This is a genomic window from Parabacteroides gordonii MS-1 = DSM 23371 (assembly GCF_000969825.1).
Taxonomy (GTDB): Bacteria; Bacteroidota; Bacteroidia; order Bacteroidales; family Tannerellaceae; genus Parabacteroides; species Parabacteroides gordonii.
In genome coordinates, this window is record NZ_KQ033919.1 from 2,920,130 (window position 1) to 2,941,695 (window position 21,566).

16 protein-coding genes are annotated in these 21,566 nt (G+C 41.7%); 14 read left to right on the forward strand and 2 right to left on the reverse strand.

All coding sequences use genetic code 11. The annotated features are described in order from the left end of the window. Window positions 1-277 precede the first annotated feature (277 nt). The 10 genes from HMPREF1536_RS10985 to HMPREF1536_RS11030 all read left to right on the forward strand — a co-directional run bounded on the left by HMPREF1536_RS10985 (window position 278) and on the right by HMPREF1536_RS11030 (window position 14,940). Window positions 278-3,478, forward strand: a complete 3,201-nt coding sequence (locus tag HMPREF1536_RS10985) for a SusC/RagA family TonB-linked outer membrane protein (RefSeq protein WP_028728241.1) — start codon at window positions 278-280, stop codon at window positions 3,476-3,478. 23 nt (window positions 3,479-3,501) lie between these two features. Then, entirely contained in the window at window positions 3,502-5,220 is a 1,719-nt protein-coding gene (locus HMPREF1536_RS10990; protein ID WP_028728242.1) for a RagB/SusD family nutrient uptake outer membrane protein, read from the forward strand. 95 nt (window positions 5,221-5,315) lie between these two features. Continuing rightward, entirely contained in the window at window positions 5,316-6,848 is a 1,533-nt protein-coding gene (locus HMPREF1536_RS26615; protein ID WP_052349857.1) for a glycoside hydrolase family 32 protein, read from the forward strand. Between the two features lie 9 nt (window positions 6,849-6,857). Then, entirely contained in the window at window positions 6,858-8,021 is a 1,164-nt protein-coding gene (locus tag HMPREF1536_RS11000) for an MFS transporter (protein ID WP_028728243.1), read from the forward strand. 150 nt (window positions 8,022-8,171) lie between these two features. Beyond that, on the forward strand, window positions 8,172-9,521 hold the full coding sequence (locus HMPREF1536_RS11005) for a sedoheptulokinase (protein ID WP_028728244.1): 1,350 nt from the start codon (window positions 8,172-8,174) through the stop codon (window positions 9,519-9,521). 164 nt (window positions 9,522-9,685) lie between these two features. Then, complete coding sequence (locus tag HMPREF1536_RS11010) at window positions 9,686-10,621, forward strand: DMT family transporter (RefSeq protein ID WP_028728245.1); 936 nt, start codon at window positions 9,686-9,688, stop codon at window positions 10,619-10,621. A 353-nt stretch (window positions 10,622-10,974) separates the two neighbouring features. Continuing rightward, on the forward strand, window positions 10,975-12,585 hold the full coding sequence (locus HMPREF1536_RS11015) for a tetratricopeptide repeat protein (RefSeq protein ID WP_028728246.1): 1,611 nt from the start codon (window positions 10,975-10,977) through the stop codon (window positions 12,583-12,585). A gap of 197 nt (window positions 12,586-12,782) precedes the next feature. After that, entirely contained in the window at window positions 12,783-13,118 is a 336-nt protein-coding gene (locus HMPREF1536_RS11020; protein WP_028728247.1) for a DUF3244 domain-containing protein, read from the forward strand. Between the two features lie 73 nt (window positions 13,119-13,191). Beyond that, window positions 13,192-14,391: a hypothetical protein gene (locus HMPREF1536_RS11025; RefSeq protein ID WP_028728248.1), complete on the forward strand. Its 1,200-nt coding sequence runs from the start codon at window positions 13,192-13,194 to the stop codon at window positions 14,389-14,391. A gap of 90 nt (window positions 14,392-14,481) precedes the next feature. Continuing rightward, window positions 14,482-14,940, forward strand: a complete 459-nt coding sequence (locus HMPREF1536_RS11030) for a hypothetical protein (RefSeq protein ID WP_028728249.1) — start codon at window positions 14,482-14,484, stop codon at window positions 14,938-14,940. Between the two features lie 416 nt (window positions 14,941-15,356). On the opposite strand, the gene HMPREF1536_RS11040 is transcribed toward HMPREF1536_RS11030, so the two are convergent. Then, entirely contained in the window at window positions 15,357-15,590 is a 234-nt protein-coding gene (locus HMPREF1536_RS11040; protein ID WP_310591729.1) for a type II toxin-antitoxin system RelE family toxin, read from the reverse strand. Between the two features lie 65 nt (window positions 15,591-15,655). After that, window positions 15,656-15,916, reverse strand: a complete 261-nt coding sequence (locus HMPREF1536_RS11045) for a hypothetical protein (protein WP_028728252.1) — start codon at window positions 15,914-15,916, stop codon at window positions 15,656-15,658. 162 nt (window positions 15,917-16,078) lie between these two features. Between HMPREF1536_RS11045 and recG the strand changes: the two genes are divergently transcribed. The 4 genes from recG (at window position 16,079) to HMPREF1536_RS11065 (ending at window position 21,562) form a co-directional block, all read left to right on the forward strand. Beyond that, window positions 16,079-18,175: an ATP-dependent DNA helicase RecG gene (recG, locus tag HMPREF1536_RS11050; protein ID WP_028728253.1), complete on the forward strand. Its 2,097-nt coding sequence runs from the start codon at window positions 16,079-16,081 to the stop codon at window positions 18,173-18,175. Window positions 18,176-18,384: 209 nt separating this feature from the next. Continuing rightward, window positions 18,385-19,641, forward strand: a complete 1,257-nt coding sequence (locus HMPREF1536_RS11055) for a M23 family metallopeptidase (protein WP_028728254.1) — start codon at window positions 18,385-18,387, stop codon at window positions 19,639-19,641. A gap of 94 nt (window positions 19,642-19,735) precedes the next feature. Next, window positions 19,736-20,281 carry a DUF1599 domain-containing protein gene (locus HMPREF1536_RS11060; RefSeq protein WP_028728255.1) on the forward strand — a complete coding sequence of 182 codons (546 nt, stop codon included), beginning with the start codon at window positions 19,736-19,738 and terminating at the stop codon, window positions 20,279-20,281. A gap of 3 nt (window positions 20,282-20,284) precedes the next feature. After that, entirely contained in the window at window positions 20,285-21,562 is a 1,278-nt protein-coding gene (locus tag HMPREF1536_RS11065; RefSeq protein WP_028728256.1) for a BT_3928 family protein, read from the forward strand. Window positions 21,563-21,566: the final 4 nt, after the last annotated feature.

The window sequence follows — 21,566 nt, forward strand, 5'->3', positions numbered from 1 at the left end:
AACTTATTTGAATATAATGTGTGAATCATCCGGATTATCCGGTTGACAGGGCCCCTTTTGTCTTTAAAAGGTGAGTTTTTGATTGGATATTTTTCTGTCAGGGGAAATAATAGCCAGGTTTGGTAAATGTAAATGAGTGACAAATTTATATATATATGAAGAATTTGAATAGTGGATGAATCTGATTTAGGAAAGTATGATAAATACTTTGAGAGCAAAGTGAAAAGGCGAATATTAAAAAGCACCTTAAGTTTAATAACAATTAAAAATCTATTTCATGAATCAAACAACATTTCGTGTGAAAAAAGCAATGTGTTACCTGACACTTGTGTTTTCCCTGTGTGCTATTACCGGACATGCATCTGCCGTGGATAAGGTAGGTACTGTCAATCAGCAGAAAATAGTTGCGACAGGTACTGTTTTAGATGAGACCGGTGAGCCTATGCCCGGCGTTTCTATTGTTGAAAAAGATGGAGATCGTAATGGCACCATAACGGATGCTAATGGACATTTTTCATTAAATGTCGGAAGCCAAGGCACGTTAGTTTTGAGCTTTATCGGATATAAGACGAAGGAAATCCCAATCTCGACAGCGAAAGACATAACGATCAGATTGGTAGAAGATGCACAGAATTTGGATGAGGTAGTAGTAACAGGTTATACCAGCCAGCGCAAAGCTGATTTGACCGGTTCCGTGTCTGTTGTCAAGGTCGACCAGATTCGTTCAAATATCGCAGGTAATGCTATGCGTGCCATTCAGGGAAAAGTAGCCGGTATGGCTATCTCTACCAATGGATCTCCCGATTCCAAGGCAACTATCCGTATACGTGGAGAAGGTACTTTAAACAACAACGACCCGTTGTATATTATCGACGGGACGCCTACAACCCGTTCCATGGAAGAACTGTCCTCGATGGATATTGAATCGATCCAGGTGTTGAAAGATGCTTCTTCTGCTTCTATCTATGGTTCGCGTGCAGCTAATGGGGTTATTATTATTACGACCCGGAAAGGAAAGAAAGGAACAACAGTCGATTTTAAGGCATCCTATACAGTGGCAAGCAGTAAGAAGCCTTATGAACTGATGAATACCGAACAGCGCGGTATTGCTCAATACTGGGCGATCAAAAACGATAATTCGCAAGCTGATCCTAACCAGGTGGGTATCGGATATGTGAATGGTTATGGTGGTTTGTATCAATACCAGGATCATCAGGATTCGAACGGAAATTGGATTTTGGACAATGTTTCCTGGAGAGAGTATCTGGATCCGGTCGAAAAGACTATGCGTTCGGCTGATACGGATTGGCAAAAAGAAATTTTACGTACGGGACAGATCCAGCAATATAATGTCACTTTATCGTCCGGTACAGATAGCGGAAATGCTCTTTTCGCTCTTGACTATTACGATAACAAAGGTACGATAAAAGGAAGTTATTTTAATCGTTTCAATGCCCGTGTAAATACCGATTACAGTTGGTTGGACGGACGTGTGAAAGTCGGAGAGAATTTTACTGTTTCCAAATGGAGGACTAGTTCGAATGTCGGGGACGGCAATCTGGGAGGTTGTAAATCCTTGATGTCTATTGTCCCTGTTCATACGGTCGATGGTATTGGTTGGGGCGGCCCTATAGGTGGTATGAGTGACCGTCAGAATCCTGTCCGCTTAATTGAGGATAATGACCAGAACTATCAGGATAACCTGCGTTTATTCGGTAATGCCTTTATCAGTATTGAGATACTGAAGGGATTGACTTTCCGTTCTTCTTTTGGAGCAGATTTTGTCGGTTACTGGAGAAGAGAAATGAATCTGACTTATAGCTCCGGTTTTATGAGCGAAAGCCGGAACAAGGTAACCCAGACTTCAGACTATAATTTCGACTGGAATAACAGTAATATTTTGCAGTATGTCTTTGATATAAATAAGCATGGTTTCGATATTATGCTGGGGCAGGAAACAGTAGATCATAGCTATCAGAAACACTGGGGAAGCAGACGCGTATTTGCATTGGAGACTCCTGATTATATGCAATTGGGGGCAGGTGAAGAAGACCGGGATAACGGAGGCTCTTCCAGTTATAATACGCTGATATCCTGGTTTGGTAAATTCAACTATAATTATGGAAATCGTTACCTTGCTTCAGTTACTCTCCGCCGCGATGCTTCTTCCGTATTCGGAGCGAATAACCGTTGGGCAACATTCCCTGCATTCTCATTGGGTTGGGTATTGAATAATGAAGCATTCCTGAAAGATGCATTATCCAACTTCTCTATTTTGAAACTTCGTTATGGCTGGGGACAAAACGGTAACTCACGTATAGATGACTATGCCGCTTATCTGATGTACGAGGCTCTCTACGACCATTATGCGGAAGATTGGAACTGGGGTACGGCTTATGACTTTACAGGGCAAGGCGGAAATAATTTACCTTCAGGTTTTCGCAGGACTCAAAGAGACAATCCTAACCTGAAATGGGAAACAACCGCACAGCATAACTTTGGATTGGATTTTGGTTTCTTTGATTCAAAGTTCGGCGGATCGTTTGATTACTATATAAAGAAGACATCCGATATCCTGATGAAGCCGGGTACTGTTGCCACTTTAGGTGAAGGAGCCCATATGTGGTTGAATGGTGCTGATATTGATAACAAAGGGTTTGAATTAACCTTGAACTATACCGATAAATTTGGTGATGTAGGCTTTGACGTAAGTGGAGTATTCTCACATAATAAACAGAAAATAATCCATGTTCCCGATGAAGTAATAAATAATTTTGCCGGTAACGGTACAGACCAGAATATTCTTGGCCGTCCCAAATCTTCTATGTATGGTTATATCGCTGACGGACTATTCCAGTCTCAGGCAGAGGTCGATGCACATGCTACGCAGGTAGGTGCTGCTCCAGGCCGTATTCGATACAAGGATATCAATAAAGACGGAAAGATCGATAGTGAAGACAGAACATGGTTAGGCGATCAAAATCCGGCCCTTGAATATGGTATAAATGTTGCCTTAAACTGGAAAAACTTTGATTTTTCTGTATTTTTCAATGGGGTATTTGGGAAAAAACTGGATGTCAGCGGATGGAAGTCATGGACTGATATCTATGCATTAAGTACTTCCGGTGAGAATTATGGAACACGTATGTTGGATGCCTGGACTCCGACGAATACCGGTTCAACCATCCCGGCGATGTCAATTAATAACTATAATGACGAAGGACGCTTTTCTACCTATTATGTGGAAAGTGGTTCTTATATGAAAATCCGGAATATCGAATTAGGATATACTATACCCAAGAATGTGCTGGCAAAAGTGAGAATGAGCAGAGCGAGACTTTCATTGAGAGCCGATAATGTGCTCACCTTGAAGAAAACCTGGGGTGACAATGCCTATACCGGCCTTGATCCTGAAACTCCCGGCAATGGATACCCGTTACCATTCTCTATGACATTCGGGGTAAATGTATCTTTTTAATAACTTCTAAAATATAATGAAATATGAAAGCGATAACAATAGCCATTTTCGGTTTATCTCTACTCTTTTGTACCTCATGTGATTCCATGTTGGATACGAAGCCACAGGGAGTTGTATCCGATGAAGACCTAAATACACCTGAAAGAGTTGAGCAGATGGTGAATGCGGCTTATTCTTTTTGCGGACAAAACCATTTCAATAAACAGATGGGTATGCCCTATGAAGAAGGATCTGTTCGTGGTGGGGAAGCGTATAAAGGAGGTTCCGGTACAAATGACAATGCGGAAAGAAACCGCTGGGAAACATTCACATATATGCAGGCAACCAATGTGGGAGACCTGGATAACCTCTGGTGGGTTCATTATGTAGCGATAGGCAGGATCCATGATGCTTTGAGAAGAGTAAAAGCCTTGACACCGGAAGAATACCCGTTAAAAGACCAGCGGATCGCAGAGTTGCGTTTCTTACGGGCGCATATCTACATGTACATGAAGCAATGTTTCAAATTCTTCCCTTATATCGATGAGGATACCCCACAGGATATGTATGATAAGGTAAGCAACGATGAGTTGACCGATCAGGAACTTTGGGGAAAATTGATTGACGATCTTCGTTACGGAGTGAGTACTTTACCTGATAAACAAGATGAAGTAGGACGCCCAAATAAATTCGCCGCAAAGGCTTATTTGGCGAAAGTATTGATTTTTGCCGCTTATGAACAGGATGATAAGCACAATGTAGTGAATATTAATCGTGAGAAACTAACGGAAGTAGCAAGTCTGTGTAAAGATATCATAGATAACTCCGGTAAGAGTTTGGCATCTGATTTTGCGGAAAACTTCTTGTGTGAGTTCGAAAATGGCCCCGAGTCTATATGGGCAATCCAATATACAGCAGATACTCCTCAGGGACGATTGAATTCCTGGTTGGTGTCTCCCGTTAATTCGGACTATGGCTGTTGCGGATTCCTGCAACCATCTGTGAATATGATGAACCGGTATAAAACAGTGAACGGAGTGCCTGATTTCGAAAAGTTCAACAATGGTGAAACACTGGATAATAAAGAAGCTTTTGCAAAGATACCGATGGATCCACGTTTAATGCATACGGCTTGTGTTCCGGGGATGCCCTGGAAATACGAACCTTCTTATGTGATGCAGGAGAATTGGACACGTACGCCTGAAGTATATGGTTATTCTATGAGTCAGAAATTACTTGTTTTACCGACATGCGATTGCTTTAAAAAGACCAACCCGTTTATGGGAGCAGGCTTGAACTGGGATGTGCTTCGTTTGGATGAAGTGATGCTGTGGAGAGCGGAAGCGCTGATTCAATTAGGAGAAGGAATGGACGAGGCTCTAAACCTGATCAATCAGATCCGTATGCGTGCTGCTGCAAGTACAGGCAGATTGAAGTTTGAAGATGGAACTCCTACCGGTAAGTTTGATGTTCAACCTTATCGACCGGGAGTGAATTGTCCGGCATGGACAAAAGACTTTGCGATGCAGGCTCTTCGCTGGGAACGTCACCTTGAATTCTCGACAGAGGGTAAATGGTTCTTCGATCTTGTACGCTGGGGTATTGCCGCAGAATACATGAACGAATATTTTGAAGTGGAGAAGACACGCCGTTCTTATTTGAAGGATGCGAAGTTTACAAAGAACCGGGATGAATATTTCCCGATCCCTCAGGTACAGATCAGTTATGTGAAAGGATTATACAAGCAGAATACCGGATGGTAATATACCTGGTGATTGTAGGGGCTGTGCTCAGTTTCCTGAGTATGGCTCCTTTCTGCAATTTTAAAATCGCCTGGCACATTTAATGTAATAGTAAAATGAAACAGTTTGCTTTTTTGATTATAGGAATAATAACCGGACTTCTGTCCTCTTGCGGAGAGGGAAACGTTCCTGGCGGTGAGGAGATACATTTTTCACAGGAACAGAACTGGACGGGAGAACCGGCCGGTTTGGTGTATCATAACGGAAAATACCATCTGTTTTATCAATGTAACCCGTCGGATGTCGTTTCAGGGAATATCAGTTGGGGACATGCCGTCAGTACAGACCTGATCCGTTGGGAGGAATGCCCGGTCGCAATAGCCGCAGATGAGAACGGCCAGGTTTATTCCGGCAGTGTCATTGTCGACAAGGATAATACTTCCGGATTAGGCACTGCGGATCACCCGGTTTTTATCGCCTACTACACCCGTTATAAACCGAAACAAGGTACAGACAGCAATTCCTCTCCCTATTCGGTTGGAACGGCATACAGCAGAGACGAAGGGATGACCTGGACGGATATTGCTATGGAGTGGGAAGATGGTTCCGATAATAAGCGTTACCCCAATGTCTGCTGGAATAAACAAATAGATGCATGGGTAATGACTGTTTCTACAGGGCGTACAATCCGGTTTTATTTTTCGCCGGATGCTATCCACTGGAAAAGCCTGAATGAGTTCGGCGGGGAGATGGAGATAACGGGAAGTTGGGAAAACTCAACGCTTAGCCCGCTGAAGATAGAGGGCTCGAATGATACGAAGTGGGTATTATTTATCAATGTAAACGAAGGAGTGTCGGATGGGGCACCGGGCACACGCTATTTTATTGGCGATTTCAATAACTCCGGTTTTCATATGACACAATCGAAAGAGCTCTGGGTCGATTATGGGAAAGATAATTATGGCGGCATCTTATGTAATAACCTGCCGGATGACCGTACTGTCATGGTCGGTTGGATGAATTGTTGGTTATATGCAAATCTGACACCACAAACCGGGAAGCGTGGAAGCATAACATTCCCCCGTGAATTGACATTGACTTATGAAGGTAACAATTATACGCTTTGCTCAAAGCCGGTGCGTGAACTGACCGGTTTATACGGCAAGACACGGAAAATCGAGAATACGGAAATAGCAGGTATTCAAACTATTTTCAATAAAAAATCAGTCTCCCGATATCCTTTCGTTATTCATTTGGTTTTCGATGCATCCGACCGTTATGCGATGTGGCATCCCCGTGAATATGGCATTCGTTTGAGAACAGCTTCCGGCGGAGAAATAACCTTTGCTTATCGGGCTGAGATGAATTACTACTATGTGGATCGTTCCCGATTGTCGGATATTTCTTTTTCGGAAGATTATACAAGCCAGTTAGGGGCCGCTTACCGGGTAAATCCTCCGGCCGATGAGTGGTACCTTCTTGTCGATCGGGGCTCGGCTGAATGGTTTGCAGGAGACAATAAAGTCGCTATGACCTCTCTCTGTTTTACGGATGAGGCTATAGAATCGATTGATTGTTATACGGAGTCAGGGCATATTAATCTGAAAGAAGCCTCTTTGATAAGTATTGAAAAGAAAACAAATAAATAAACAAATACCATGAAGAATGAAAATGTGATAGCAAGAATTATCCCGGTGATGCTGGTCTTCTTTACGATGGGTTTTATAGATCTTATCGGGATAGCTACGAATTATGTGAAGAGTGATTTTGACCTTTCCGATACGGCAGCCAATGCCTTTTCGGTGATGGTCTTTCTGTGGTTCCTGGTCTTTTCTGTTCCTACAGGAATACTTATGAATAAAATCGGCCGGAAAAAGACGGTGCTGCTGAGCCTGATAGTCACCTTTGTTGCTTTATGTGTTCCTTTTATCGCTTACAGCAGCGTTTCCATGCTGTTATGTTTTTCTCTTCTCGGACTGGGGAATACATTGATGCAAGTATCATTAAACCCTTTACTAACCAATATCGTAAGCGGGAATAAACTACCCAGCTTCCTGACATTGGGACAATTCGTAAAAGCTATAGCTTCTTTTGCTGCTCCGATTATTGCAGCTCAGGCATTGATTCATTATGGCAATTGGAAACTACTTTTCCCGCTTTTTGCTGTTATCACGCTGATTGCTATCTTTTACCTTTACTTTACCGAAATCAAAGAACATGCCATCGAAGGTAAGCCCTCCTCTTTTAAAGAATGTCTCGGAATGCTGGGGGATCGCATCATTCTGATCCTGTTTTTGGGTATATTGGTTCATGTTGGGATCGATGTAGGAGTGAATATTACAGCTCCGAAACTATTGATTGAACGTACCGGTATGGAGCTGGCTGAAGCTGGTTATGCAACCAGTTTATATTTCCTGTTCCGTACTTGCGGATGTTTTGCAGGTACTTTCATCCTGGCCAGGTTCTCTTCCAGGAATTTCTTTATCATTAGCGTCTGTCTGATGCTTTTAGGTATTCTTGGGCTTTACTTCAGCTTTAATGCGATGACAATTTATATATGTGTGGCATTTATCGGCTTAGGAAACTCGAATGTATTTCCGATCATCTTCTCACGTGCCTTAATGTATAAGCCGGCACGCAACAATGAGATTTCCGGACTGATGATCATGGGAATAGCCGGAGGTGCTGTTTTCCCATTGCTGATGGGGCTTGCTTCCGATAATCTCGGTGGCCAGGTCGGAGCTGTCGTTGTGTTGACGGTTTGTGTGGCTTACCTTGTATTTCTTATGTTGAAGTTTAAATCTATACATGAAAAGATATAATCCTGTCGAAATATAGATATTGGACGAACATTCATGCCAAAATACGTAACTTTGCTGTTAATTAGCTGTGTCCTACAATTCTATAATAAAATTTAAAGATAGGATTTTCCTGAATATACATTTAATGATTAGTAATTAAAGAAATAAAATATGTGCTTTATTGGAATAGACATCGGAACCAGTTCTATCAGCAGTGTAGCTTATGATCTGAAAAAGAACAAAATAGAATCGCTCACAATCGCCAACGACTCAGTGATTGTCTCGGAGGTTCTTTGGGAGAAAACCCAATCTCCGGACAGAATCATCGAGATTGTGGAAGAAATAATGGAGGATTTCTCTTCCCGTTACCCGGATATTAAAGGAATTGGTGTTACGGGGCAAATGCATGGAATACTTTATTTGAATGAACAAGGCAAAGCGGTCAGTCCGCTTTATACCTGGCAAGATGGAAGAGGAAATCAGTTATATCGTGAGGATAAGACCTATGCAGCTTATTTGTCGGAAGAAACAGGCTATGCGCTGGCAACAGGTTTCGGTCTGGTAACGCATTTCTATAACCAGGTAAATGGGCTGGTTCCCGACAATGCGAAACGGATCTGTACGATCATGGACTATGTCGTCATGAAGTTATCCGGACAGAAAACGCCTCTTACTGATTACTCGAATGGCGCAAGCATCGGCTTTTTCGATACGAAAAACCTGTGTTTTGATCATGCCGCTCTGGAAAAAGTGGGGATCGATCTTTCTATTTTACCGGAATTGTCGGAATCTGCCACTTGCTGTGGTTATAATAAGCGGCAGATACCCGTATATTCAGCGATAGGAGATAACCAGGCCGCTTTCCTCGGATCGGTAAAGGATATCCATCATTCTATTCATATAACCGTAGGGACAAGCAGCCAGATCTCTGTCTACTCCGATAAGTTTATAAAAATACCGGAACTGGATACAAGGCCCTTCCCCGGCGGTGGATACATACTGGTGGGAGCTGCTCTTTGTGGCGGTCAGGCATTTGTTATGTTGAAAAACTTTTTTGAGCAGACTCTGCGGGCTTTTCTACCGGCATTATCAGATGAACAACTCCAGGCCGGCGGTTTGGATCTTTACCGGGTGATGACTTCTGTTCCCTATAAAGAAGACGTTTGTGATCTTCCCATTGTTGAAACTCTATTTGACGGAACCCGTTTTGCTCCGTGGAAACGTGGCCATATTGAAAATATATCTCTTTCTAATTTTACTCCGGAAAATTTAATATTGGGTTTTCTGAAAGGTATCAGTCGTGAACTGCATGATTTTTATCAAAGGCTGCCGGAGAATATCCGTCATGGGAAAGATGTTATCGTTGGTTCGGGGAATGCCCTTAAGAGAAATCCGCTCCTGTGTCAGGCATTTGAAGAATTATTCGGATGCAAGTTATCTTTTTCTTTGTATCAGGAGGAGGCCGCTTTTGGCGCTTGTCTGAGTGCTGTTAAAGGAGAAGACAGATGTGAAATCGCTTAAAGAAAAATGAAGCAGAAGGACTGATTCTTTTAAAAGAAGGAAAAGTATAAATTGTTGCCAGGATGTTTTTCTGAAAATATCGTTTAATGGTGTTGTGTATGTAAAAAGTACATTCTACATTTGCCGCCCATTATCGATATATTAATCAGCAAATATCTACTTATATGAATGCAAAGGTGAAAGGATACATGCTGGGAGCCATAGCGGCTGCCACTTATGGTATGAATCCTCTTTTTGCTCTTCCTCTTTATAAAGCGGGGATGGATCCTGACTCTGTTTTGTTTTTCAGATACCTGTTTGCCATTCCGGTGCTGGGTATTATGTTGAAGGCGAGAGGCCGGAATTTTAAGCTATGCCGGAGAGATTTGGTGCCGTTGGTTGTCCTGGGATTTCTGGTAGCTTTCTCTTCGCTTGCTTTGTTCCAAAGTTATAATTACATGGAAGCCGGCATTGCATCGACCTTGTTGTTTGTCTATCCGATCATGGTTGCGCTGATCATGTCGCTGCTTTTTAAGGAGAAATTGACCTTGCAAACCGTCCTTTGCATAATGCTCGCATTAGGAGGTATAGGGTTGCTTTATCAAACCGGTAGCGGTGCGACACTCAATACGGTGGGTGTCCTTCTGGTCATGGGATCGGCACTCAGCTACGCTATTTATATCGTAGGCGTAAACCGTCCGAGGCTGAAAGATATAGCGACTCTTAAGCTGACCTTTTACGTTTTGCTTTTCGGTGTGTCGCTTTTTCTGATCCGTGTGGATTTCGGGCGGAGCCTGCATATAGCCAATGACTGGTATCTGTGGGGTAACCTGATCGCTTTGGCTATCTTTCCCACTGCCATATCCTTCCTGTGTACCACGCAGGCCATACAATACATCGGTTCTACTCCGACAGCCATACTCGGTGCTCTCGAGCCTTTGACAGCTGTCTTTTTCGGTGTTACCATCTTCGGCGAAGTGCTAACACCCCGGCTGGGTTGTGGCATTGTGATGATCATTCTGGCCGTCACGCTCATTATTGCCGGAAGCAATGTCACGACTTATCTGATCCGTTTCAGAAAGCTGTTTCCCCGGCTTCCGCTCAAGAAAAAAAATGGTTGAATGTATTTGTAAATACAGGGAATTTGTATATCTTTCCTCTCTCGAAATAGACCTTAGTTATCAGGGGCTTATCCCATTCTACTTTAAATAATCTCCTATTCAAATTAATGGCCGATAATTGTCAGCCATACGGTCGATAATTATCAACCATACGGCTGACGGTTATCGGCCATTCGGCTGATGTCTATCAACCGTTGATTAGTCGCTGTACTAATTTAAATTAGTACGTATAGTAATCCCAAATAGATCGGCAGGAAAATTCAGTTTCTTCGGTAGATCATTTCTTTCCCATAATTGATGTCCAAATTAATTTTATTCGTATTTTCGTTCCAAATAACACACAAGTATTAATTATGAAAAACGCCGTATTACTATTCCTTCTTTCCTGTCTGTTCTTTGGTTGTAATAAAGACAGCGAAGCCCGCTTAAAGATAAAAGATGCAGAAGAACTGATTATGTCCGAAAAACCGGATAGTGCTTTTGTGCTTTTGGAGAGCATTACGAATCCGGATGTGCTGAATGATAAGGCCTTTGCTCATTTCTGTTTGATTTATGCCCGATTGTCTGAACAGTTGGGTGAAGATATGCCGTTTGTCCCGCAGATGGAACGGGCAAATGCGTATTTTGAAAAGCATGGTTCTCCGGAAGAAAAGATGAATTGTTTGTTGTATTTGGGGATGTCTTATGAAGAGGAAACAGATTTCGAATGGGCGATGAAATCGTACTTACAAGCGGTGGAGATAGCGAAAAAAGCGAAAAAATATTTGTTGATGGGGAAATTGTATAACAAGATTGCTGAATTACATGATTTTGATGATAATTATGATGAGGCAGAACGCTATCTTTTACTGAGTGGTGAATCTTATCTGCAGGGGAATGATAGTGTAAATTATATTTATTCGATTCGGAATATTGGAAGGCTTTATCTGTTAAAAAAAGAATATGAAGAGGCATCGAAATATTTTCAGAAAGCTTATCGACAGGCTTTGCCTATGAATGATTCTTTATTGTTGAGTTCTTTGACAAATCGGTTGGGGAATAATTATAAAGAAATGAAGAACTATTCGTTGGCAGAAGATTATCTGTTTAAATCGATAGCTTATGATGAAGCAGGCAGTGCACCGACTTATTTGGCATTGGCTGATTTGTATACAGAAAAAGGAGAATACGCTAAAGCACGTGAATATATAGAAATGGCTATTTTGCATAAAACGGCTGACCGACCACTGACCGGTGGAATATTATACAGATCGTATATGCTGGAAAAAGAATTGGGTAATTATTCTTTGTCGTTGGACTATTATGAACGTTTTAACCACTTTGCAGATTCCATTGCTGAATTACAGGCTAAGACAGATGTTTTAAAAGCAGAAAAGCGATATGAATATGCAGAAATATTGAATGAAAATACGAAATTAGAGTTAGGATATTATCGATATTTCATTTGTAGTATTTTTGTGTTTTTGATGTTTGTTATTCTTGTTGCTAAATATAAATATAGTCTTACTAAAAAAAATGAGAAGTTGAGAAATAAACAAATGGAAATAAATAATGTATTGCAGGAGAAAGAATATGCAGTGCAGGGGTTAAGTGAAAAAATATCAGGTATCCGAAAGGGTATATTGGAGAATTCGGATGTATATAAAAAAATGATTCGAAATGCCCAATCGATAGAGGACGCTAAAAAGAATCTGTTGACGGATCAGGAATGGCTGGCATTGTATGAGTTATTGCGAATGGCATATCCATTCTTTATGGATAGCTTGCAAAAGAAGTTCCCTGGTTTGACTGAAACAGAAAAGCGTTTTTGTTGTTTACTGAAATTAGGTTTGAATAATCAGCAGTTAGCTGTATTCTTAGATATACAACCGACATCTGTTGATCGTAAGCGTTATAGGATCCGGAAAAAGGGGTATTTGGAAAATACAGGAATAACCTTGGAAGAAGTCATTTCCGAGTTTTAAATATAACTTTGGAATGGGGTATAAACACCCTCTGTACATATATAATTATATGTACAGAGGGTGTTTGTTGTCTGATAATCTGTTTGTTATCGTATTTTGTGGAATTGGCTCACTGTACATGGCATTTGCTGTTTAAAATTTGTTCTTTCGTTCATAGACTCTATACCTTTGCTACCGAAAATAGAACAATTAGAATAATGAAAAGATTTCTATTAATTATGGCGTTGTTATGCGTAACAATGGCTGGTTTTGCAAAAAGGGATAAGATTGATTTGGATGATCAATCTCGGTCTCTAAAGCCTTTTATCGAAGTATATATCGATAATCAGATGTTAGAATTTGAGATTTCAGAAGAGTTGGGAACATTGGATATATTAATAGAAGATGTTTCAGGAAATGTGGTTTTCAGTTCAGTAATTGGTGGAAATCATGTTGCTATTCCTCTGGGTTTGGATTTGAAAAAAGGAGACTATGTACTTATTATTGCAAATAAAGAAAATATTCTTTTGGGGAATTTTTCTATAGAAGAATAATTATATGCTTTTGATAAGTTAGAATTACAAGTTTTTGATATAATATAAAAATTACTAACTAATTATTAATGAAATGAATGTGTTTAAATTATGTGTCGCCACAGTATTTTGTTTTATGGTGGCTTCTTGTTCTAACGAAGATTTGGAAAATGTATCTGTGCCTGATGGAATGCCTAGAACTAAGTCTGTAGAAAATACTGTAGAGTTATCAACCGTAGCTCAATTATTGGCTTCTATCGAAATTGATCAAACAGTGATGAATGAGGTTAAAGCTGGTGTTGAACGTTCTCTAAAATATGGATTGGATGAAGAGTATCGATTTACAGATCTGTTAAAACCTTCTTTGAGTAAAATACAACGTACTTCTGGGCCTTCTTTATTGCTGCAGAAAATGACCGATGCATTAAATGTACAGCAAGAACAATTAAAGTCGGGAATGTCTAGTTCTGATTTTTTTAATTGTTTATCAGATAGTGATATTCAAATTTATTGGCCTTTTTCTGAAAAATGGGATGGATGTACCCAGCCTGTATTATTATATGCAACTAACGATAATAATAAAGCATGTAAAATTCATTTAGAGGATGGACTAATAGGAGTAGATACAATAAGAACTACACAAGACTTTATGAAAAAAAACACAGTCTGGATAATATCTGTGAATGAAACATCTTATGATGAATTGCCTGATTTTGAAAATGGCGAGTATGTAAATAAAAATGGAGTTTTCTTTTATAGCGAAATAGCAAATGAATGGTTAAATAAAATGCAGAGTAAATCTCGCTTAGGTTTAATGGATCCTGTTCACATAGGGGAAGTGACTGTTTATGAAGAAGATGGCTCTGGAGGTCCTGAGGTTTATTTTATGTGGGGACATGCTGGCGGTGGTATGGGATTACCAATACAAGGGTATATAAATACATATAGACTGAATTTGTCGCTAGGCGAAGTCGGTTTGGTAAAACAGCTCAACTTGAATATTCAACCGAATTGGACATCTTATCAAAAAACAAATGCATTGATTATTCTTGAAAAAGACGGAGGTAAAGATAAGACTGCAACAAGAAATTTGATTTATACAAATCCTAGTGGAATGACAGATGTGACAGTTCCAATTGATTTTAAATATGAGAGACGGGATGAATGGTTATATGACGGAATTTTTGAAAGAAGCAAGATTTTTAGTTCTGCTAATAGAGCTAGTGATGGATCGTATAAGCAATATCATGGTAGTGGCATTTATTTTACTTTGCCAACTCCAGGCTTTAATTAATAATAAATAATGAGAAATCCCGTTATAATAAAAATTATTTGTTCATATAAATAAAAAGTATTAATTATTAACTTATCTAATTAGTCAGTAATGAAAAAGATATTAGTTTTAATGGGATTCATATTATCCTCTATTTTTAGTCAGGTACAAGCTGCCGATATTGAAGCGCGTACAGGAATTATGGGAGGTGATGTTTGGGGACTTCAAGCAGGAGCCTATATAGATTTTCCGCAATCAAAGTTGTTTTCAATTCAGACTGGACTCTTGTTTCATACAGCTAACGGATCAGCTATTTTCAATAGTACATGGGGTATTGATTTAAATATTCCGGTTTATGCATCATTCCATGTACCTTTAAATGAAAAGGCTAACCTTCGTTTGAATGGTGGTGCGTATTTGGGCACAGGGTCTGAATTGCAGATTGGTGCTACAGCAGAAGTTGGTGTGGAAGTAAAAAGATTTTTTTTGAGCGTAAACTGCTTCCAAAATTGTATAAATAGCCAGGAATTCTTAATTGGAGTATCTGTTGGCTATAAATTCCATTTATAATCAATCTAGTTTTGATTGCGAGACGTTTAAAATCTTACCTTTGTGAGAATTTGATTATAATAAAAATAACAACACTTCAGTTAAAACGAAGTGTTGTTATTCATTTTATAAGAAAACCGGCGATTGGAATTTTGGCTTGGATATCCCTCTGTATGCCTCTTTTCGGATACCTGTAAATAATACTTTGAAAGTTCGTTTGAATGCAGGGCCTTTTATCGGATTTGCTTCTCCTCTAAATCTAGGAACAGCAGTAGAAGGTGGTATCGAATATCATAAATATTATGTCGGCGTTTCTTGGCTTCAAAACTTTATCAATCAAAATTGTGCCCGTCTGCATTTCTCTATCGGCTATAAATTTGCATTGTGACTATCGCTTATTAACCGGGCTGACTCAGCTACTCTCGTCCCCTTTAGTTTTATTTGTTTTTTCTTCTTAGCTTCTGTTCCATTTTCTTGTTGTATGCTTCACCTCTGGATACCAAGTATTCAAACATTACCGTATCGCCAATAATTTGAACATGAAACACGAAAAAAGCCCGATAATCCCCAATCCTGATCCGATATACGTAATCATAGCCGGTCAGTCTTATGCAGTTCGTTATATCATCCAGATCTTTCGCATCAATAACTTCTTGGATCACTTCTTTCACAGATGAAAGCATTTTTCCGGATAATTTCCGGACGCTTTTTTCAAAGTCTTTAGAGAAATCTACATTCATTCGGCATTCAATCCTAACCAGTTTTCAAAATCCTTCTTTTCCTGTGGGTTAAGTTTCATTTTCCCTTCTGGTCTTTGTTCGGATAACATTCGGTACATAGCCGTATCGTTATACTCTTCTGCTGTACGATCTAAAAGGTTTTCAATGAGCCTTTTAAGGTTGGTGCCTTGTTGGGCCGCCATTACGGATAATGATCTAAAGGTATTGTCTTTCAGATCGATTACTTTTCTTTTATTTGTTGGTATTACTGTATCCATCACTTTGAATTTTGGGTAAAGATACGATAAATATATCATATATACAATATATATAGTATATATCCGGATCAATCAAAATTGTGCCCGTCTGCATTTCTCTATCGGCTATAAATTTGCATTGTGACCATAAAAATAATAAATTCGCTGTCCAAATAGACAGCTATGCTTGATCTCGACAAACGATCCCTCATGTATCTGCCGGGTGTAGGCCCGAAGAAAGCGGAGATATTACGGAAAGAAGCCGGAATATCTTCGTATGAAGATTTGTTGTTTTATTTTCCGTATAAATATATTGACCGTAGCCGTTTCTATAAGGTGGCCGAGATTACGGGAAATATGCCTTATATTCAATTGAAAGGGCGTATCCTGTATTATGATACGGTGGGCGAGGGACGAACCCGTCGTCTGGTGGCTAAGTTTACGGATGGAACGGGGACGATCGATCTGGTCTGGTTCAAGGGGCTGAATTATGTGACGGATAAATATAAGACTGGTACAGAGTATATCGTTTTCGGTAAACCCACCGAATTCGGGCATATCTATAATATCCCCCATCCTGATATCGATCCGGTAGACCAGGAAGGGCAGGTGGCGGCCGGGCTGACCCCTTTCTATAATACTTCGGAGAAGATGAAGAAATCGTTCCTTCATTCGAAGGCGATACAAAATCTGCAATACACCTTATTAAGTGCGTTGAACTGGGAGTTACCCGAGACACTTCCCCCGGATGTGTTGTCGCGTATCCGGATGATGCCGTTGAAAGAGGCGATCCGGAATATTCATTTTCCCGAATCGGCTGAGAAACTCAAACAGGCACAGGTACGTTTGAAGTTTGACGAACTTTTCTTTATACAATTAAATATCCTCCGTACTGCCAGTCTCCGGAAACTGAAGCTGAAAGGAATAGTCTTTCCTACCGTGGGGAATTATTTCAATACCTTCTATAAAGATTACCTGCCTTTCGAACTGACTGGGGCACAAAAGCGGGTAGTAAAAGAAATCCGTGCCGATATGGGAAGCGGACGGCAGATGAACCGCTTGTTGCAGGGAGATGTGGGAAGCGGGAAAACATTGGTCGCATTGCTCTCTATGTTGCTGGCTGTCGATAACCATTGCCAGGCCTGTATGATGGCGCCGACTGAAATATTGGCTACCCAGCATTATGCTACGGTCATGGCATTTCTGAAGGATATGGATATCCGTGTCGCCTTATTGACCGGTTCTACGAAAAAGAAAGAACGGAATGCGATACTTCCGGCTATTGCCAACGGAGAAATCCAGATCGTCATAGGAACGCATGCCCTGATAGAGGAGACAGTCGTTTTTTCTTCGCTGGGACTGGCTATCATCGACGAACAACACCGTTTTGGAGTCGAACAACGTTCGCGTTTATGGAAAAAGAATGCCATTGTTCCCCATGTGCTGGTGATGACGGCGACGCCTATTCCCCGGACATTGGCCATGACGCTATACGGCGACCTGGATGTCTCCGTCATTGATGAGTTGCCCCCCGGTCGTAAGCCGATCCAGACAATGCATCGCTACGACAACAAGAAAGCCCAATTGTATGATTTCCTGCGGAAGGAGATCGGGCTGGGCCGCCAGATCTATGTGGTCTATCCTTTGATCGAAGGAAGCGAAAAGCTCGATTATAAGAGCCTGGAAGATGGCTTCGAAACTTTTAAGGAAGTCTTTCCGGAGTATAAGGTCTGTATGGTTCATGGAAAGATGAAAGCTGCGGACAAGGATGCGGAAATGCAGAAATTCATATCGGGCGAAGCCCATATCCTGATGGCGACGACTGTGATCGAAGTCGGTGTGAATGTGCCGAATGCCTCCGTCATGGTGATCGAGAGTGCCGAACGTTTCGGACTGTCGCAATTGCATCAGTTGCGCGGACGTGTCGGACGTGGTGCGGAACAGTCCTATTGTATTCTGGTCTCTTCCTATAAATTAAGCAACGACACGCGTAAGCGGCTGGAAATTATGGTGAACAGTAATAACGGCTTTGAAATAGCCGAAGCCGATTTGCGTCTTCGCGGTCATGGAGACCTGGAAGGAACCCAGCAAAGCGGTGAAGGGCTCGACCTCAAAATAGCCAACCTGGCAGCCGATGGACAGATCCTCCAATATGCACGGGATATCGCGTTGGAAGTTTTGGACAAAGACCCGGAATTGTTATCCGAACCTAACCGGATTTTGAACGAAAGGTTAAAAACGCTCTTTTCCAGGAAGATAAATTGGGGCATGATCAGTTGATATGTTGTGAAACATATTTCTTTTAAAACGGTTGTATTTCAATGTGAATGCCGGGCGCTTTTGAATATCTTCACTTTCATTGCGGAAATTTTTCCGGATTGAATTTTGTCAACTTACTCAAAATAACGAACTTTGGTCGATTTGTAAAAAAATAGGGTCTGTTTCACGACTTATTTTACCCCTGTATTCTATTTCGAAAAATGATAAAAATGAAGATAAGAACACTACTTTTTGTTTGCTGTACCTCCCTGATGGTATCGGCTGTATCAGCTAAGGATCCGGAAGGAAAAGAGACACCAAAGCAGACAATCCATATCGTAAAGATGGATAAGCGCGTATCGGAACTGATGGCTGACCGCGTAACGATCCGGAAAGATATGGGACTGAAAGAGTTGGCAGAAATTAATGCAAGAGTGGATGAATCACTTGCAGCAAAAGAAGATTTACTGTTCCCGGCAGATGAATTATACGGTTCTAACTGGGATACCCGTTGGGTGGATCCTTTCCGCGGCGGTTCAAAGATTGAGATGCCGGACTCCTGTGCAATCGATTGTTCCGCTTTTACTCTTCCTATAGACAGTCAGATTAAAGTTACCTCCAAATATGGCCCCCGCCGTCGTCGTATGCATAAGGGTATCGACCTGAAAGTTCAGGTAGGCGATACGATCCGTGCAGCATTTGACGGAAAGGTACGTATCCGTAACTTCGAACGTCGCGGATATGGAAATTATCTGGTAGTTCGCCATCCGAACGGACTGGAAACAGTTTACGGGCATTTATCCAAATCACTTGTCGATGTAAATGATATTGTACGTGCAGGCGATCCGATCGCATTAGGTGGAAATACCGGACGTTCGACCGGCTCTCATCTTCACTTCGAAACCCGCTTTCTGGGACAGGCTCTTAACCCGGCCGACATTATTGACTTCGAAAACGGAGTTCCCCACCAGGATACTTATGTATTTCATAATATAAAGATTAACGGACGCAAGAGTAATATCTATACTTCCTCAAGCGACCAGATGGTTTATCACCGTGTGAAATCCGGAGATACATTAGGTAAGATCGCCCGTATGTACGGAACGACAGTGAACGAACTTTGCCGTTTGAATGGCATCAAGAGTACTTCTATGCTCCGCCTGGGTCAGTCCATCCGTTGCAGTGCAGGCAGAAGTGCCAGCGTAGCAGCTAAACCGGAAGCAAAGCAAACTACCGCAAAGGTTACGACAACAGCGGCTAAGACTACAAAAACAACAACTGTAGAAGCTGCAACCCCGGTTGCCTCACTGACAGGTAATGCTTCTACTACCCAGACTGCCGATCCTGTTTATCATCGCATCAAAAGCGGCGATACGTTAGGTGCATTAGCAGCCAGATACGGAACAACAGTAAGCAAGTTGTGCGAAATGAACGGAATATCTAAAACAACCGTGTTAAAATTAGGTCGTTCCATCCGTTGTAAATAAGTTATTTTTAAGATAAAGGAAAGGCACGGATGAAATCATACATCTGTGCCTTTGTTGTTTTTTTACTATCTTTGCGGCATAATAAATGTAGGATATGGCTGATACGAAAGAACAGTTTGAGAAAGTGATCTCCCAATGCCGGGAGTTGTTCGAAAAGAAGTTGAAAGATTACGGTCCCTCGTGGCGGATCATGCGTCCGCAGTCGTTGACCGACCAGATATTTATTAAGGCAAACCGTATCCGCAGCCTCGAGATAAAAGGGGTGAGCATGGTGGATGAAGGGATACGTCCCGAATTTGTTGCCATCGTTAATTATGGGGTGATCGGATTGATCCAGCTGGCTAAGGGCTTTTCGGATACCACCGATATGACAAACGAGGAAGCGTTGGCATTGTACGATAAGTACATAACGGAGACCAAAGAGTTGATGTATGCCAAGAACCATGATTACGATGAAGCCTGGCGCAGTATGCGTATCAGCTCTTATACCGACCTGATCCTGATGAAGATCTATCGCACGAAGCAGATCGAAAGCCACGGCGGTAAGACGATCGTCTCGGAAGGTGTGGATGCCAACTATATGGATATGATAAATTACGCTCTGTTCGGTTTGATCAAACTGGAGTACGGCGAAGAGTAATATATGAACTATAAAGAGACTGCAATAAAAATACTGACAGAGTGCAGCCGTCTGCTGATCGGGGTTGTGTTTATCTTTTCCGGTTTTGTGAAGGCGGTCGATCCGATGGGGGGAGCCATTAAGATTGGCGATTACCTGACTTCTTTCGGACTGGATTTCCTGCAGCCTTTTACCGTCCTTGCTTCTTTCGCCCTTTCGGCGGCCGAGTTTGCTATGGGCGTTTGCATGTTGTTGGGCGTGTACCGCCGTTACAACTCTTTCCTTGTCCTGCTTTTCATGGCGTTTATGACACCGCTGACGTTATATCTGGCGCTGTTCAATCCGGTGTCCGATTGCGGTTGTTTCGGTGATGCGATCGTTATTTCCAACTGGGAGACCTTCTTCAAGAACCTTGTATTGTCGGCCGCTGCCATTATGGTGTTTATGAACTCCGGCAAGATGTTCCAGTGCTACACCTTTAAGGTCTACTGGTTTATCGCGTTGTTTTCCTATTTCTTCGGTATCGGCTTCGCTTACCGGAATTACAATCATCTGCCGGTGATAGATTTCCGCCCGTATAAGATCGGCGCGAACATTCCTTCCCTGATGGAAATCCCCGACGGGGCACCCGAAGATGAATACCGTTATACATTTGTCTACGAGAAAGATGGTGTTAAAAAAGAATTCTCACTGGAAGATTATCCGGAGAATGACAGTACCTGGACTTTTGTAGAGTCGAAGACCGAGCTGTTGAAGAAAGGGTATGAACCGCCTGTGGCATCCTTCAATATCTACAATGCCGAAGGAGACGATGTGACAGCAGATATCTTGCATAATCCGAACCCTGTCCTTCTGTTGATCGCCCCGAAGCTGGAAACGGCGGACGACGAACGCATCGACGAGATCAACAGCGTGTACGATTATGCCCTCGAATATGATTTACCGTTCTATTGCGTCACAGGATCTTCGCCGGAAGTGATCGACGAGTGGAGCGACAACACCGGAGCCGAATATCCGTTCCGTATGGCCGATGAAGTGCTGCTGAAGACGATCATCCGCTCGAATCCCGGCCTAGTCTTGCTGAAAGACGGAACGGTACTGGCTAAATGGCATTACAACGACATCCCCGATGAGGAACATGTAAAGGCCGAAGTAGAGAAGTATCTTGACGTAAATAAAACAAAAGATAAAGAAGATGGCTGGCTAATAACCATCCTATTAACTTTTACCGTACCTTTGCTGCTCGTTTGGGTTTACGACTTCTTTCGTTTCCGCCGGAGACGTAAAGACAAGGCAGAATAAAAAG

Coding starts and splice junctions, on each gene's coding strand:
- HMPREF1536_RS11045 (WP_028728252.1), bottom strand. CDS start 15,916: ATGGATACAGTAATACCAACAAATAAAAGAAAAGTAATCGATCTGAAA.
- HMPREF1536_RS26615 (WP_052349857.1), top strand. CDS start 5,316: ATGAAACAGTTTGCTTTTTTGATTATAGGAATAATAACCGGACTTCTG.
- HMPREF1536_RS11020 (WP_028728247.1), top strand. CDS start 12,783: ATGAAAAGATTTCTATTAATTATGGCGTTGTTATGCGTAACAATGGCT.
- HMPREF1536_RS11000 (WP_028728243.1), top strand. CDS start 6,858: ATGAAGAATGAAAATGTGATAGCAAGAATTATCCCGGTGATGCTGGTC.
- HMPREF1536_RS11015 (WP_028728246.1), top strand. CDS start 10,975: ATGAAAAACGCCGTATTACTATTCCTTCTTTCCTGTCTGTTCTTTGGT.
- HMPREF1536_RS11060 (WP_028728255.1), top strand. CDS start 19,736: ATGGCTGATACGAAAGAACAGTTTGAGAAAGTGATCTCCCAATGCCGG.
- HMPREF1536_RS11030 (WP_028728249.1), top strand. CDS start 14,482: ATGAAAAAGATATTAGTTTTAATGGGATTCATATTATCCTCTATTTTT.
- HMPREF1536_RS10985 (WP_028728241.1), top strand. CDS start 278: ATGAATCAAACAACATTTCGTGTGAAAAAAGCAATGTGTTACCTGACA.
- HMPREF1536_RS11005 (WP_028728244.1), top strand. CDS start 8,172: ATGTGCTTTATTGGAATAGACATCGGAACCAGTTCTATCAGCAGTGTA.
- HMPREF1536_RS11010 (WP_028728245.1), top strand. CDS start 9,686: ATGAATGCAAAGGTGAAAGGATACATGCTGGGAGCCATAGCGGCTGCC.
- HMPREF1536_RS11065 (WP_028728256.1), top strand. CDS start 20,285: ATGAACTATAAAGAGACTGCAATAAAAATACTGACAGAGTGCAGCCGT.
- HMPREF1536_RS11055 (WP_028728254.1), top strand. CDS start 18,385: ATGAAGATAAGAACACTACTTTTTGTTTGCTGTACCTCCCTGATGGTA.
- HMPREF1536_RS11025 (WP_028728248.1), top strand. CDS start 13,192: ATGAATGTGTTTAAATTATGTGTCGCCACAGTATTTTGTTTTATGGTG.
- HMPREF1536_RS10990 (WP_028728242.1), top strand. CDS start 3,502: ATGAAAGCGATAACAATAGCCATTTTCGGTTTATCTCTACTCTTTTGT.
- recG (WP_028728253.1), top strand. CDS start 16,079: ATGCTTGATCTCGACAAACGATCCCTCATGTATCTGCCGGGTGTAGGC.